Here is a 16,017-nt window from a genome sequence, read left to right as displayed (position 1 = left end):
CGCTGCTCCTGCTCGGGGGTTTTTGCTGTGATCTAACCTAGCGGCTGTAGTAGCTGCTGAGCGCCTGTATCAGACCGAGCGGGTTTTTCCGCAAGTCTTTGGCACTGAAGAAGATGCTGCCCTGCACTTCTGGATGAAGAGCGTTGTAATCGAGCTGGTTGATGATCTCCTGTGCATTTTGCCAGCCAGCCTCAGCGGTTCCCAGCTTGTAAGGAGAGTGGCCGATGTAGAGCTTCACGTTCGTACCGCGTACCTCGTCGGACCACCAGGTGACGAGCTTGTCGTATTGAGCTGGTGCAAAGGACATACTCCAGTAAATTTGCGGAGTCACGTAGTCCAGCCAGCCTTGTTTGATCCAAGTCCGCACGTCTGCATACATGTTGTCGTACGCGGTGACACCCGCTTTTGTATCGGAACCGGTTGGATCGACGGCTATGTTCCGCCACACACCAAACGGACTGATACCGAACTGTACACCTGGCTTCGCGCTTTTGATCGATGCGTTCAGCTGCTGGACAAACTGGTTGATGTTGTCGCGGCGCCAGTCGGCTTTGTTCGCGATTTTTTTACTGTTGTAGGTTTTATAGGTAGCATCGTCGTTAAAGGTGCCGCTGGATGGATAGAAGTAGTCATCCAGGTGGACACCATCGATGTCGTAGCGTGAGACCACTTCCATGATTTCCTTGATGATCTGCTGGCGCGCCTGCGGAATCCCTGGATTGATGTACAGCTTGCTGCTGGAATTGACGATCCAGTCTGGATGCTGCTTCACGACATGATTGGCGGCGAGCTGATCCGTCTTGGCGTCTGTATTGGCGCGGAACGGGTTGAACCAGGCGTGGAACTCCATGCCGCGTCTATGTGTTTCTTCAATCATGAACGCGAGCGGATCGTATCCCGGATTTTTGCCTTGTGTACCCGTCAAAACTTTTGACCAAGGAACGAGGGAGGACGGATACAGCGCATCTGCCGAAGGGCGTACCTGCACAAATACGGTGTTCATGCCCATGCCTTGCAGTTCATCGAGCAGCTGAACGTACTCCTGCTGCTGTTTGGTCTGATTGTTGTAAGAGCCGGTGGACGGCCAGTCGAGATTGAAAACCGTAGAGATCCAAACACCGCGCATGGAGCCTCCCGTATCGACAGGTGTAGTCGGAACAGGAACCGGAACAGGTTCAGGTTCAGGTTCTTGATCAGTTATGGGGATGTCGATCTCCTCGTTGGCAGGTGCATCGATGTCGATTGTGTCCGTGCGCAAGGTAATGGTTCGCGTCGACTGCTCCCAGCTGACTTTGAGACCAAGCTGCTCGGAAACAAAGCGGAGGGGGACCATGACGCGGCCTTGTTTGTTTTGTGCGGAAGCATCCAGCGGTACGCTTCCATCGTTGACGAGTGCGTATGCTTGGTTGACCGTCATGGACAGAACGGTGTCAGCTTTTAAGATCGTCGCGGTTTGCTTGTTTTGATCCCAGTAGACTTCGGCGCCCAGACTTTCGCTGATTACCCGCAGGGGCACCATCGTGACGTTTACGTTGGGAAGTATGTAGGGAGCGACGTCACTTTTGACCTGCTGTCCGTCTAAGTAAATGCTGATCTCGGGTGTTGATTGTGCCTGCACGGATAGGCCCATCGCGGGTATGCACAGGACGAACATGAGCAAAAGCGTAAACCACTTGCGCAACTTCATTTTGCCAATCCTCCGACAAGTAATGTTTTTCAACGTGTAGGAATTTATAAGCGTTTACGATTATGAATTCCGGAGCGCATGGAAACTTTCCGCTAAAACGCGGTCGCTCCTCCTTGAACAGGCCTCGATAGAGGTTTGCTTATCCAAAAGGAAACGTTTCAAACCGTTTCGAGATTCTGTAACGTTAGACGTTAATTATAGCGCTTTGTTTCGATAGAGTGAGGGGACATTTGGATCATTTTCATAGATTTCTGCTAGGGCTGACAACAGCTCGGAACCATCCAAGCCAAACCGGAATAGGCAAAGACATAGCGATTTTTCCACGCAGGCAAAGAGAGGAAGGGAAACGTGGTCTACCTCCACACGCAAAAGATGCCGATTGTTTTTGTTCCTGGCTTGTTTGGTTCCATGAGTGATCAGATTGTGCCCGGAACAGGGGATTGGAATTTTGGTTTGGCGAAAACAGCCTACGAGCCGATGATGCAGCTCTTGGAGAGCATGGGCTATCGTATGGGGAAAGAACTGTTCATCGCTTTTTACGACTGGAGACAGCCTATCGCCTATACGGCCGAGTACCTCATGCAGACGATCGCTTGGGCAAAGCAGGAAACGGGATTTGGCATGGTCCATTTGATTTGTCATAGCATGGGCGGACTTGTGGGGCGTGCCTACGTGCAAAGCGATGCGTATCAAAACGATGTCGCGCAGATGATTATTTTAGCTACGCCGAATGCGGGGTCTCCGGTCAGCTATTGCTACTGGGCTGGTGGAAAGCTGCCCCAATCCGTTGCCCCGACAAAGAACGTGGTGGAGCTGTACATGACGGTGTATCTGGCGTATTTGGAGCGTGGTCTGCCCCGCAACAAGATCGAGGCGATCCATCGCAATTTCCCCAGTCTGCTCGATCTCGTGCCTGCCCGCGCGTACGGGGACTATTTGCTGGAGAGAAGGGACGGAATCGAAATGTTCGTCCCGTACGACTCCTTGCTCGTCAAAAACAGAGTGCTGGATGAATTAAATGAACAGATGCACATCATTCCCGCCAGAGGCATTCCTGTCACGCTCGTTGCCGGAATTGGCCAAAATACCGTTCATTACCTCAAAACGGTGCCGTCCCTCTCCCCGGTAAAATGGGTCGACGGACGTGTCGTGGGGGCGATCCACAGCGATATGGGAGACGGGAACGTGATGATGGATAGCGTCTTTGCCCTGCACGGGGAGAAATACGTGGTAGAGGCCAACCATCTCGATATCCTGACGAAGAGTGAGGCCATTATAAAATACAAGCTTCAGTAGGATGAAAGGGGGGCCCTTCTTTCTACTGAAGCTTTTGGTTTTTTTAAGGGGTTGCTTTCGCACGAATCAAATTGAGCCCCATTCCAATGAAAATAATTCCGGTTAGTTTATTCAGCAGGGAAGAGACCTTAGGGTTTTTGCGCAGCTTGTCTGTTGCCAAGGACGAACTGATAGCCAAGAGCATACACCAAACTCCACCCGTTAATGTAAAGGTCAGTCCCAAGATAATAAAGGGCAAAGGTCCACTATGGGTAGTGCTCACAAACTGTGGAAGGAAGGCAAGGAAGAATAACGCTACCTTGGGATTGGTCAGGCAAACATGATTTCACCCTCTTCTGCTCTTGTTTAACAAAGAAACGAGTATAGCCCTTTTATTGAACAACTTCAACAATAATGAAAAACAAAAAAGCTTCCGCAAGCTTGCAAAGGCAGCGGAAGCTTTTTAACTATGAGGGATCCGGCTTTGGAGTCTGTATCCATCCTTCCTTGCCGTCAAACTGAATTTGATACCAGCCATCCAAATCGGTGATTACCTGAATGGAACCGTCCAAAGAGACTTGACCAATGACGGCATATTCCTTTCCAGGACCCGCATGAACGTCTACAGATGTGTTGTCAGGCTCCTCTATAGTGGAGTTGCCAGGCACCTCTATAATGGAGTTGCCTCGCCCGTTTTGAGAGTCCCCTTCTTCCTCAGACGCAGAGGGCAAGGCGGGATCTGCTGCCTCTTCGGATTCCGGCTGAAGATCCTCCAGCTTTTCCACATACTCCAAGCCTTTTCTGCCTAATTCAAACGAAGCCAACTCGTTCTCGCCCGCTCCTACAGCATTCTTCACAATGACCTGCGCGGCATCTTCTACGGTCAAGTCATCCGCTTCGATGACGAATCGCGTATCGAAACTGTTTTTGGATAGCTGCGGAACGAGACCTGTATATACGTAAGCGCGCTCCTTCCCTACTGATTGAACGAGGAGGACGGGGCTTTCCCGATCATCCTCCAGCTTGGAGAGCGTAAGGGTAAAGTCTGTATCGATGTCCAAGGCCAGATCGAAGGATACGGGAGCCTCGTTCTCCGAGAGCTTTGCTGCAAAATAGATGCGGTGCTCCTTCTGATCGACGCCGATCGCATAGGTCTTCGCGCCCCAGTGGTCGCTGCCTGTGAGAACCGGATCGAACGCTTGATCCGGGTATTTTTGCTGCAGGAGACGAGAGGGGTCAAACTGCGTCCAAAGCTCGTCCACTCCAGCCAGCAGTGAAGAGGTGTCCAATAAACCGCTGAGCTCCTGGTACAGGTCTGTGGCTTTCGTGAATTTATGCTGCTTGGCGTATTTCTCCGCTTGCTCGATCAGGCTCTGCAAATGAGTCTCGATCGTCGCCAAAACCTCCGATTTATCCGGCAGTACATTTTGGATTTGCCGGTACGCCTTTGCCATGGCGACAAAGCCTGGCAGGTCGTTTTGCCTGATGACTCGCCCAATTTCCCCTTTGGCATAGCGTTCGAGCTGCTTTTGGAGCCAATCGGAGGATATTCCCTCCTGTCTGTACAGCTCGATGCTCTTGGCGGTTTGCGTGATGACATCCAGAAACGAGAGCGAATCCGCCCGTTCTTGAAGCTTGGCTGTTTCATAGCGGCGGAAGAGTGCTTCGAGCTCTTGCGCCTTCTTTTCCGTGCCTCCGAAAAATTCATCAGGAACGAGGACGAGCGTATGGATCAAGGCTTGCTGATCGCTGACCTGCAAGGACTGCATTTGAGCTTTCGCATGCTGGATTGCTTGCTGGTAGTACGCACTCCAGCCCTTTTCCAGGCCAAGCCGAGTAGAGATCGTCTGAAAAAAGGTGGCGGTCTGCGCTTCCTGTCGCCCTTCTACCTCCCGTTTGAAGGATTGATAGCTGCGATAGGCTTGGAGAACCTCTTCTTCCCGGTTGTCCTTGATCGCGGTCTGAGCCTGCCTGGAGAGGGATTCCAGCTCTTCTCGAATGTCCGTCAGACCCGACATCTGTGTAGTCCACGCCTCATCCCCGTACTCGATGCCAGCATGATCATTTGCTTTTGCGAAGGTTTCTTCTGCTTTAACCAGGTCCTTGGCTTCGTAGTAAGCGAATGCCTGATCATACAGCTTGATTTTTTGCAGGCTCCACCCGATTTTCAGCGCGACGCCGATGACGGCAGCCACGACGAGCACCAGCATCAGATTGCGAGACCAAAGCGATTTTTGATAGGAGGAAATCATATGGCTTCGCGCTCCTTTACGAGATACCGGCAAAGTCGGGGTCAAAAGCGTACTGTGCATCTACGCGCTTTTTCGTTGCCGCATACAGCAGCTCCCAGCCTTCGTGGCGATGGGTGTGCACCAATTTGGCGAGACGCAGAAAACGATCGCGAGGGATGAAGTCGATGAACTCGATGATCAGGTCCTGATACTGATCGATGTACGGCCTCATGCGAAGAGCTGCCCCTGCGATTTGTCCCATCAGCTGCTCGCCGTTTTCCTGCAAAAGGATGTAAGCCTTGTATCGTCTGGCGTAGTCGAGCACCGACTTTTTGACGAGCGACGGCTGGACCTTGATCACTTCGCGCAAATACTCGACGAAATCTTTGTCATAGGTGGAGGGGGTGACCGTCTCCAACTCCAGCTCCATGTCCTTGCGCAGGATAAAGTGGTTGAGAAACATGATCTTGCGGATTTTGATCGTATCCGAGTGGATGAAATGCCCGATCTCACGTATCTTTTCGTACGCTTCCTTATAGCGCTCGGCTTTCACATCCGCACCGATCTCCTCGAGATGATGCACGAGCGATTTCTTGATCGCGTCCTGCTCTTGCGAAAGGAAAGGAAGAAACTGAGCGTCTCTTTCATAGGAGCCGTATTTTTTTTGCATCCAGTAAAAAAGGGCAAACAGCAAGATCCCTACACCGCCAGCAATCAAAATCTGCGAGAGGGTTTTGGCACAGAGGATCGCCAGACAGACGAACAGGACCAAGAGTAAAAAGCGCGTCTGCACATAGCGGCGAGTAACTGAGGCAGACAGCTTGCGAATGGGCTGGTATTCACGCCCGCATTCCTCACAGTGCGTGTCCCACAAAACGTGATACGTATGGCAGTGCTTGCACGCTTTCAGGAGTTCAAAGGTGTAGGCTGTTTTCTGGGTTTTCCGGAACAGGACCCCGATTTTTTTCCTCATGGGCGTTCCCTCTTTTCATTCAGCAAGGCGTGCAAATGCTGATCGATTTCCCTTGCTGAGAGATTACGCCGCTTCAACCGAAGCAGCTTGGCAAAACGAACCGCGAGTAGGACAAAAGCTGCAGCGAGAAGGAAGTAGGATACCATAATTTCTCTCCTAAAAATGGATAGTGTCGAAATCTGTAACAAAGAAACGGGTTGTATCGTATTACGTGATAGAGGCAATCATACATGTCTTTTTGGCTACTGCTACCTCTGAAAATAGTGGTAATAGTGTCATAGTCTACCTTTCTTTGCAATAGTTCGCAAATACTGTGTACAGCGGAGGTTCTAAAGAATGATACGTTTCAGCGTGTTGTGTCGATACGTCGTTTGTACAGCACTGCTGCTGGTCTTCGTCCTGACGGGGACACAAATGAGCTTTGCACAAACCAGCGCAAGCAACATGGATGCCGTGCTAGTCGTGGACGTCAGCAACTCCATGACCCAAAGCGATAAAAACAAGGTAAGCAACGAAGCGATGAAAATGTTCGTGGACATGACGTCGACCCGGAAGAACAAAATTGGAATCATCTCCTATACCGACAAAATCGAGCGTGAAAAGGCACTGATCGAGGTGAATTCCGAGCAAGACAAGAACGACATCAAATCATTCATCGACAGCCTGCAAAAGGGAGCCTACACGGATATTTCTGTCGGTGTCACCGAAGCCGTGAAAATTCTCGATGCGGGTCATGATCCGGCAAACGCGCCGATCATCGTGCTTCTCGCAGACGGCAACAACTATTTGAATGAAGCGGCAGGAGGTTCACAGGCCCAATCAGACAAGCGGCTGCAGGATGCAGTAAAAGCCGCACAGAGCAAAGGCTATCCGATCTATACGATTGGTCTGAACGCGGATGGGCAGCTGAACCGGACGACCCTGCAGCAGATCGCGACACAGACGAAAGGAAAGTTTTTCGAAACGAGTACAGCGGACAAGCTGCCTGCGATCTTAAGCGAGATTTTTGCCAACCATCTCAAGCTAAAGGTCGTGCCGATCAAAAGCTTCACGTCCAACGGTCAAATCCAGGAGGTGCCGATCAACATCCCGAATGCGAACGTGCTGGAGGCAAACATCTCCATCATGTCGCAAAAATCAGTTGAGTTGAAATTGTTCGATCCGGCGGGCAAAGAGGTGGCGATCCCGTCTAACGATGTTCGCCTCTCCCGTTCGAGCGCGTATACGATGCTCAAGCTGATAAAACCCCAACAGGGCGATTGGTCGCTCCAGGTAAAAGGAGTGCCCAAAGAAAAGATCGACATCAACATGATCTACAACTACGACCTGCAGCTGGAGATGGAGCCGCTCAAGAACCAGTCTTTCCAAGCGGGCGACGTGGTACCTGTAAAAGCAGCTTTGGTAAGCAATGGACAAAAAGTAAACAGTCCCGATTTGTACAAGCAGATGAAAGGGACTTTGATCATCACGGACAAAACCGATCAGAAAACAAGCGAAGCGCCTTTGACCAATACGGGCAGCGGCTTTGAAGGAAGCTTCAAGATTCCTGCCGATCATGCGTACGAATTGAAAATCAAAGCGGAGGACGCTAGTTTTTATCGGGAGACACCGCCTCTTCTCGTCGATGCCTCTTCGGCGGCAGGAGCAGGTACTACTTCCGGGCAGCCGACGACGGGAGCAGATGCCGCTGAAAAGCCGTTCCCGTGGCTGATGGTTGCAGGTGGAGCAGTCCTTCTCCTGATCGTGGCAGCAGGAGCCCTGTACGCCCTCTCCCTCTATCGCAAAGCGAACAAAGGCTTTGCGGGGCAAGTAGCGATCGAGATCGTGGATGAGGACACGGGTGACAAATCCAACCCGCAGTACAAAAAGCTCAGCAGCTTCAAAGGCAAGGTCCGTCTCCATCAGTTGCTGCAGCTGGCACCAGAGTTTCAGGAGACGGACAAAGTCATCCTTTTGCCAGGCAAAAACGATACGCTGATCATCGAGAACCGTTCGAGCTGCCGAATTGAGAAGGCTGGACGCGTCCTCGATATGAGCCAAGGTAAAGAACTGAAGAAAAATGATCGCATCAAGATTTCACTGACCAGTGTCAATAAGTCCGTTTTTGTAGACTACATCGTCTAGGAGTGGATCCAATATGAAAGCAGTAGTAAGAGAGCATATTCAGCAGTTGGACGTATCGCTTGGCGGAGGAATCGTCAGCGACAAGATTCGGGTAGACACTATCGACAATCCGATGCTCGTGATCGGCTTGGGTGGGACAGGCATCGACGCGCTGTTGCGCCTGAAATATCAAGTAAACCGACGCTTCAAACTCCCAGTGGACCATCTTTCCAAAAAGCGCAAGGAAAAGCCGGACAACATCGAGTTCATCGCGTTTGAGACCAACGAGCACGACCGCAACAAAAAGTACAAGGGCATCGGGCTCGACCCGGTAACCGAGTTTGTCCTGCTTTCCAATCCCGAGATCGGGGGCGTGCTGCAAAACCGGAGTATTCTCGAGCCGTACATCACGGAGTGGCTTTCTCCAGAGCTGACGATCACGGATGGGATCAGCGGGGCATCCGGTGTGAGACAGGCAGGCCGTTTGCTCCTGTTTACGAAGATCACCCAGGTCGTTCAAACCATTGAGAAAAAGATCAAAATGCTGTGCGAAGGCACCAACAAGAAGCTGACCGTCTTTCTGTTGAGCGGACTATCCGGTGGGACGGGCAGCGGCTGCTTCCTCGACATCGCCTACATTGTTCGCGGGATTTTGGAACGCGACTTTGGCAGCGCAGGTGTTGACAAGGTGAATACACTGGGCTATCTGTTCACGCCAGACGTGAATCTGTCCAACAAGAGCCTCAGCTCCCATACGCGCGACTACATCATGAAAAACGGCTATGCGGCGCTGAAAGAACTGGATTACTGGATGAACGCAGACGAGCGTAATGAGCGCTTCCGTCAGCAGTACGGCAGCGTGCTGAATGTGCAATCGCCGATGCCGCCGTTCAACCTGTGCCATCTGATCTCCGCCACCAATCTGGAAGGCAAAGCGCTGGAAAACGCCTACGATTACTGCATGAACGTGACGGCAGAGAATATCACGAACTTCATGGCGAGTGAGGAAAAGCGCTCCGGCGAAGAATTTGCGATCCATGACTATATCAGCAACATCCGTACGAACATCAACCAGATGCCAAAGGCGTACGCGGCCAACTACCAGTACAACGTGATCGGGGCCTCCTCTGCGGTGCTGCCGATCGAGGAAATGACGACCTATCTGGCTTATCGCCTGTTTAAAAAGATGGAGAAGATGTTCACCGTGGCGCCTACGCAGGAGGACGCGGAGAAATTCGCCCGCAAGCTCGGCATCGATATCGACTCGATCTCCCGCAAGTTTGAGGAGCGCGTGCCAGAGCCGTTGCCAGGCTATGAAAACAGCGAGCGCATGAGCTACAGCAACGTCATCAGCCAGCAGGTCGTGAGCGTCGACCACGAGCTGGAGCAAGGCTATCTGGCAAAAGCGAGAGAGCAGTACATCAAGTCCAAAAAGCAGCTGCCGGGTGAGCTGATCGCGGTATTCGGCGATATGATCAAGCGGGTGTTCCTGCATCCCGAGCAAGGCCCTTTCTACGCATCTCGTCTGATTCAATCGGACAAAGGCTTCTGCCTGATGAAGATGATTTTGTCTTACGTAGAGAGCCTGAAAGCGAATCTGGAAAGCTTCCCGCGTGAGATCGAGGGAGCGCGCGAGACAGCCCAGGAAAAGCTGGGGGATGCCCGCAGCGCCTTCATCTCCAAAGAGAAAAAGAAAAACATCTACATCGATGCGAAAATAGGCGAATACCAGCTCCTGGCTGATCAGGAGAAGCTGGAGCAGATGATCGAGTTCTACGAAGAGCTGCACCGATTGCTCAATGCGGAAAATAACCGGATCTACAGCGTGTTTACGGAAGTGCTGAATACGCTCAATCAAATCTTTGAAAAGAACGGTGACATTCTGATCAATGGCGGAGAAGAGAGCGATCGCACCGGCAACAAAACGTATTACTGGAACATCGTAAACGTGCCGGACATCGCCAAGGTCATCGGAAACATCCTGGAGCAAAAGGACGCCGACGACCTGATCCGCGATTTCACGAGCGAGCTGCTGGAGCGCTCCGACCAATGGGTCAAGGAGCAGGAGCTGGATATCGTCAGCTCGATCTCAGACTTCCTTTCGGAGAAATTCGGAGAGCTGATCACCAAGTCCATGGAGGATTTCCTGGTGATCAAGTACGGTCAGGACGAGACGCTGGACCGTATCGTAGAGCGCAAGATTGCGAGCAAGCTGGATGACGAGGCGATTCCTGTCTTTCACCTGAGCAACAACCTCGGCAACATGCACTTCCCTTCCTGGGGCTTCGTCTCGGTGCCGTTGAAAGCACCGGCGATTCTCAAAGGGATCAAAAACTATCAGGATACAGCGATCAGCGGCTCCCGCTTTACGGTGAAAGAGAGCGAAGTCAAAAACCGCATCTTCTGGCTCAACACCAAGAACGGGATTCCCCTGTTTGTCTATACGCCGCTGAAGGTGTACGAAGAAAGCTACGAGCGCACCATTCTGGAACGCGAAGGGATTGGTCGTCACCTCGTGCAGACCGAGAAGAACAACTGGGCGTACCTGCCGTCCCCCATTCCTGAGAAATCGTGGGGAGATACGTACGAAAACAATCGGATCAAAGCGTACAATGCAGGTGTCCGCCGTCTGTTCGATCGGGCGCAAGGCTTCGGCAGCATCCGGGAAAAAGGCAGCGACAGCAAAACGAGCAGCCGCTACGAGTGCATCATCACCAAACCTTTCAGCATCGCGTCTTATCTGGAGGCACAGCAGCTGCCAAAAGACAGCGCAAAGCTCAATCCAGGTGAAATGAAGCGCCTTCTCCTCGAGCTGAAAGGCTTCATGAAGGAAGGTCTGGAGCGCGAACTCACGCGCGATATTTTCGGCAGCATCAACGAGGATATGGCAAAGGAAAATCTGATTCGCTATCCAGAGCTGATCCGTCTGATGCAAGAGGAAGTGCGCAAATACGAAGAGATCGAGCAGAAGATCGCGGAGCTGGACCAATTGATGGGCGCGATCCAAGGAGAAGAAGAGCTGGTGACACGCTTCATCGAGGCGCTGTACACGGGTACGATCTGCAAAAAAGGTGCGCTCTACGTCTACGACAAGGATGAGGAAGAAGAGGCATGGGACCCGTTCCTCAATCTCATGAAGGTGAACAAGCATGTGGAGTACGCTCTCTACGAGCAATTCCGTGCCCTCGATGCGAAAAAGATGGCCTTGCTCAATCGGAAAGCGACGAGACGCAGCGATGCGATGACAGCCTCTGAGGATACAGCAGCTCTGATTAGCAGCCTCGACGAGATCGCAGCCGCCTTCCAGGGTACCAAAAACGATCTGGAGTACGATCGCGATGAGTTCGTAAACGGCGAAGAGCTGTACCGCTTTTACAAAAAAGTGTGGGCAAAAGTAAACGATATGCGCAAAACGCTGCAATAAAGAAGAATGACGGATTGGCGGGGGATAAGCATGAAGGATTTGATGGAGCAATTCGCAACCGAATACGTTACGGATTTGGAAGGACAACTGGATCGCGGACACGGACAGCGAAGCATTCAAAATCCCGTGCTGTTCCTCTTCATCGGGGACAAAAGCAGGCAGGCTCTGCAGTCTGTCTGTGAAATCAATGAGCAAAAGTGGCAAAACAGCCAAGGAGTTCTCTACGTCCACGCGTACAGCGAGGAGACGTGGGAGCATCCACAGGTTTTCGGCTGCCAGCTGCCAAAGCTGGATGCAAACAGACAGACGATGCGTGCCTCCATGTTTGAGCGGTTCATGAAGGATGAGTCGCTCATCATGGACGTCAACAAGTTCATGAAGCAGGTCAGCATCCGCGTCGCAGAGATGGGCAAGCTGTTTGCTTCGTTTCAACAGGTGAACATTGCGGTCGTGACTCGCTCGGATGATCCGGCCAACATCCTGCTGCCGGAATTGACGATGCTGCTCAAAAGCTATTTGCAGGAAATGTTCAAAAACGTTTCGGCGGATCTGTACGTGCTGCTGCAGGAAAAGAGCGGCGGCGACGGCTTTGGCTTTTCCTCCGCACTTGGCGTTCAGTTTTTGGAAGAGGTCGATCGATTCCAGCGAAGCGACTATCGCTACGGGGCCAATCTGATGGTCACCGAGGATGGAATCAAGCTGCCTGCCCTGCATGCACAAGCACCGCTTTTTTCCCTCACCTACCTGCTCAGTGACAAGACTGAGCATGGTCTGTTTTTGGACGGTGGGCTTTCTGAGAACGATGAGCTGATCAGCAATCTGGTACTGCTGAACAACAAAGAGGCAGAGACGGCCGTAGATGAGAACAGCGAAGGGTACAACAAGCTGCAGTTTATTCGCAGTATTACCGTCGATAGCGGACAAGCCACCTTTGCGTCAGCAGGACTCTCCAAAGTAAAGCGCCCTACCCACGCGATCGCGCTGACTGTACTGGCTGCTGTATTCGACCGCTACTGGGAGCGTCTGCAGCAGGGTGACAGTCTACCGAAGACAAAAGCCCGTGAAAAGCTGGGGTTGACCGCGCATGATGTGCAGCGGATCGTAAGCGCAGCCTTTCCTGACCATGACATTTTGGCGGAAATGAACGGACTCATGACCTCGGGAGTCAGCTACAGTGAGCTGTCTGGCATGAACCTGCGGGAGGCAGAGCTGGCCTTATTTGATGGCAATAGTCCGTCCTTTTTTGAGCATCATTACGCACAGCTGGCTCGCCGAAACCTGGACAGCTTGCTGGAAAAGTCGTCACTCGCACAGCTGATATCGCAGGAAATCATCGAGGATGAGCGGTACGGACTGTATGCCGCGTATCAGCTCACTTTGGAAACAGCGAGTGGGGCCAATCTGCTCGATGAGCTGCGAACAGGAATCAAGGAAACGCAAAGACAGCTGGAGCAGACAAAAGCCGAGCTGGACGACATCTGCCAAGAGCGGGTGGATCAGCAGGAGCTGCGTGTAGGGGGATTCTTCACGAGGGACAAAGAGCGCGTACGCACCTTTGTCCGCCATCTGTTCGCCAAGGTGTATAACAAAAAGGCGGAGATCCTGGAGCGGGAGCTTGTGCTGCAGGTCCTGTTGGGCTACGAGCAGCAAGCCAAGCAGCTCCATAAACGAATCGGCGAGCAGGTAGCGCAGCTGGAGGAGCTGCAAAAGCAGCTGAGAGCGATTGCCCAAAAAAGCGTCAAGGAAGCAGCAGACTACTTGGGCAAGAACATGGACGAGTACTACGAGTCCGTCGTCACAGAGACGATCCGATCGCAGGAATCCCAGCGCGGCCAAGGGTTTTATCTGGACAACCGCTATATCGGCAGCGGCGCGCTGCTCTTTACGCACGGAATATCGGGATTGCTTGAACGCCTTTGCGCATTTTGCCGAACGGAGATTTTGACTCGCTCGCCGTTTTCTCTGTCTTTTGAGGCCGAGCTGCTGGCGAGAGCGAATGTAGCGGCAGCCTACGACAACCGGACAGTCCTGACGAGAGAGGACTTGTTCCAAGACTTATCTCTCGTCCTCGAAGAGCGGGCAGCCGTGCATGTAGAGGTCTTTCATTTCCTGCAAAAGCATCGGTACGAAGAGAAATACTGGTTTGCCGATCTTCAAAACGATTTCGTACAGTACGTGCTGCGGGAGACGGAAGGCACGAGAACCTACAAGCAAGGCTGTATTCACGAAGCCGGGAAGAGCGGTATAGAAAAAATGAATCTGATGGGTGGATTTGGCCTGGAAGACTTGATGTATTACCGAAACAACAAGAAATACCATTCTTCCTACATGGATAACGGATACGTCTTTCACCGCCAAGGAAAGGAGGAATTGTCATGAGTCAAAGAAAGCTGAGCCTGCTGATGATCGTGTGCAGCCTGATCGGGGGTGCGATTGGCTTTGTCGTGGGAGAAGTGATCCTGTCTCAGCTGTCCGCAGAGCTTCCGCCATGGCTTTTGATGGGTTTGTATTTTGGACAGTTCGCTTTGTTCGTAGGGCTGATGTGCCTGGTGGCGGAAATGATCTCCCCTCGTCTGAACGGACATGGCTGGAAGCAGCGTTATGTAGGCGCTTCATGGAAGATGCTGGTGCCAAGCACCTTGATCATGGTAGGGGTTGCTGCCATGCTTTTGCAGCTGCTTTACGGCTTTTCCTATCAGCGCTCGAGCAGCACGGACAATATCGTTATGCTGCTGGATACGTCCGATAGCATGAAGCAGACCGATCCGAACAATCAGCTGTTTCAAGCAGCGGCTGATGTTGTCGGGAAAATGGACAGCGACATGCAAGTCGGTGTGATCACGTTTAATAGCCGGGCAGAAGTACTGCAGCCTCTCGTTCAGCTAAAGGATCAGAGCATCAAGGACACCGTAATCGCCAAGCTGCAAAATTATCCCGGACCTAGCGGAGGGACACAAATCGATGAGGCCCTGCAAGCCGCTCTGGATCAGCTCCAGTCGGCGGGGCAGCTGAATCCGAACAGCACAGTCGTGCTTATGTCGGACGGCTACAGCAACGTCGATCTGCAAAAGGTGATGGAGCCTTACAAGCAAGCCGGCATGCATATTCACACAGTGGGCATGAGTCAGGTGGATGCTGATGGAACCTACCTGCTGAAACGTATTTCCGAGGAGACGGGCGGTACGTATTTTAACGTGGACCATGCGGAAGAGCTAACAGGTATTTTTGGACAAATCTACGACATGAGCCGCCAGGACCGGAATCTGGTCTCGGAACGCACAGGCGCAACAGCGGACAGCACGTTTTTTGCAATCATTCGCGTTATTGGCATGCTGATCATCGGGGGCCTGCTCGGATTGGCGCTGGGCCTGATTTTTGACAACCGTCATCTCGCAAAAAGCTTCGCGATTGGCGGAGTGGTAGCGGGAATTCTCGCAGGTTTGCTGCTGGAGTCGACACTTACATCGACACAGTGGCTGGATACAACCGTGCGTATGCTCGCCTGCGCTTTGCTGGCTGTCGTGATGACGTTGTTCACCGCTTTTATTCCGGCTTCGGCGAGCGGAGGGCAGACATCGTTCAAAAGTCGCATCGGTCAGGGAAAACGTTCGTCGGCAAGGCTGCTGGAGTCGGGAAATCGTACCAGCAAGCGCTTTGATCTGTAGAGTAGGAGCATGATGAGTGATGATCAAATGGGAAGAGACTACAGAGCTCTCCATCAAAGATGTCGTCTGTCAGCTGCAAGGCAATGAATATGTGATCAACTGGCATTGGGCGGAAGAGGTTCCCTGTGTTTACGTTCATCGTTCTGCCTATGGGGAACCGTTTGACGTAAGCCAGATCAGCGATACCGAGCTTAAGCTGTACACGCGAGAGGAGTACAAGGCCCATAAAGGCCTTCGGGGAAAAAGCGAGGGAATCGGGCGGTATACGTACCGCATTTTCCCGTGCCGCTTGGAGCAGGGCAAGCCCGTCATGCTCATCCCACCAGGAGAGGCGCACATCGTCCACGTTCGTACGGGAAAGGCAAAGATATGGTACTCGTTCAAGCGGGGGCGAAGCTGGTTTAGCGCCTATCAGTCCTTGCAGATCCGCATTTTTTCAGAGATTCCTGTCTCAAAGGACGTGCTTTGCTACGTCAAAAAGGAAGGCTCGGCTCCTACGAACAAGGATGATGGTACGCAGTATGCCTTTATCCGGGATATACAGCCCGGTGAGAATTTGCTGCCTGAAATTGAAGTCAGAAAAAAGGATGTCATCCGCCTCTTTTTTACGGACGGAAAAAAATACGGGGAATTGTACGAGCTGATTCCCGAATAGGAGG

Annotated in this window: 10 protein-coding genes and 1 pseudogene; 6 read left to right on the top strand and 5 right to left on the bottom strand. The window is 52.2% G+C overall.

Translation table 11 applies throughout. From position 1 onward, the window contains the following. Window positions 1-37: 37 nt before the first annotated feature. Window positions 38-1,687 carry a family 10 glycosylhydrolase gene (locus EDM59_RS26040; protein ID WP_122926337.1) on the bottom strand — a complete coding sequence of 550 codons (1,650 nt, stop codon included), beginning with the start codon at window positions 1,685-1,687 and terminating at the stop codon, window positions 38-40. A 372-nt stretch (window positions 1,688-2,059) separates the two neighbouring features. On the opposite strand from EDM59_RS26040, the gene EDM59_RS26035 reads away from it, so the two are divergent. Beyond that, window positions 2,060-2,983 (top strand): esterase/lipase family protein, encoded by a 924-nt coding sequence (locus tag EDM59_RS26035; protein ID WP_122926442.1) that lies wholly within the window; start codon window positions 2,060-2,062, stop codon window positions 2,981-2,983. A 43-nt stretch (window positions 2,984-3,026) separates the two neighbouring features. Here the strand turns inward: EDM59_RS26035 and EDM59_RS26030 are convergent. The 4 genes and pseudogenes from EDM59_RS26030 to EDM59_RS31230 form a co-directional block, all read right to left on the bottom strand. After that, window positions 3,027-3,296 (bottom strand): annotated as a pseudogene (locus EDM59_RS26030) (LysE family translocator); the annotation flags it as partial. Between the two features lie 133 nt (window positions 3,297-3,429). Further along, window positions 3,430-5,214: an SH3 domain-containing protein gene (locus EDM59_RS26025; RefSeq protein ID WP_183193051.1), complete on the bottom strand. Its 1,785-nt coding sequence runs from the start codon at window positions 5,212-5,214 to the stop codon at window positions 3,430-3,432. 16 nt (window positions 5,215-5,230) lie between these two features. Continuing rightward, complete coding sequence (locus tag EDM59_RS26020; protein WP_122926334.1) at window positions 5,231-6,166, bottom strand: hypothetical protein; 936 nt, start codon at window positions 6,164-6,166, stop codon at window positions 5,231-5,233. After that, window positions 6,163-6,312, bottom strand: a complete 150-nt coding sequence (locus tag EDM59_RS31230; protein WP_183193050.1) for a hypothetical protein — start codon at window positions 6,310-6,312, stop codon at window positions 6,163-6,165. Before EDM59_RS31230 ends, EDM59_RS26020 begins: the two co-directional genes overlap by 4 nt. 190 nt (window positions 6,313-6,502) lie before the next feature. On the opposite strand from EDM59_RS31230, the gene EDM59_RS26015 reads away from it, so the two are divergent. From EDM59_RS26015 to EDM59_RS25995, 5 genes are read left to right on the top strand one after another with little or no spacing between them, the layout of a single operon-like run. Continuing rightward, window positions 6,503-8,290, top strand: a complete 1,788-nt coding sequence (locus EDM59_RS26015) for a vWA domain-containing protein (RefSeq protein ID WP_122926333.1) — start codon at window positions 6,503-6,505, stop codon at window positions 8,288-8,290. A 13-nt stretch (window positions 8,291-8,303) separates the two neighbouring features. Continuing rightward, window positions 8,304-11,693, top strand: coding sequence for a tubulin-like doman-containing protein (locus tag EDM59_RS26010; RefSeq protein WP_122926332.1), 3,390 nt, complete (start codon window positions 8,304-8,306; stop codon window positions 11,691-11,693). A gap of 30 nt (window positions 11,694-11,723) precedes the next feature. Next, a complete protein-coding gene (locus EDM59_RS26005; RefSeq protein WP_122926331.1) occupies window positions 11,724-14,072 on the top strand; it encodes a hypothetical protein in 2,349 nt (782 codons plus the stop codon). Then, window positions 14,069-15,358, top strand: a complete 1,290-nt coding sequence (locus EDM59_RS26000; protein WP_122926330.1) for a vWA domain-containing protein — start codon at window positions 14,069-14,071, stop codon at window positions 15,356-15,358. The genes EDM59_RS26005 and EDM59_RS26000 overlap by 4 nt, the downstream gene beginning before the upstream one ends. A gap of 19 nt (window positions 15,359-15,377) precedes the next feature. Further along, on the top strand, window positions 15,378-16,013 hold the full coding sequence (locus EDM59_RS25995) for a beta-mannanase (protein WP_122926329.1): 636 nt from the start codon (window positions 15,378-15,380) through the stop codon (window positions 16,011-16,013). Window positions 16,014-16,017 lie beyond the last annotated feature (4 nt).

The sequence above is a fragment of the Brevibacillus nitrificans genome (assembly GCF_003710965.1).
Taxonomy (GTDB): Bacteria; Bacillota; Bacilli; order Brevibacillales; family Brevibacillaceae; genus Brevibacillus; species Brevibacillus centrosporus.
The sequence above is the reverse complement of the archived record's forward strand: the minus strand, read 5'-3'. Positions and strand labels throughout refer to the sequence as shown.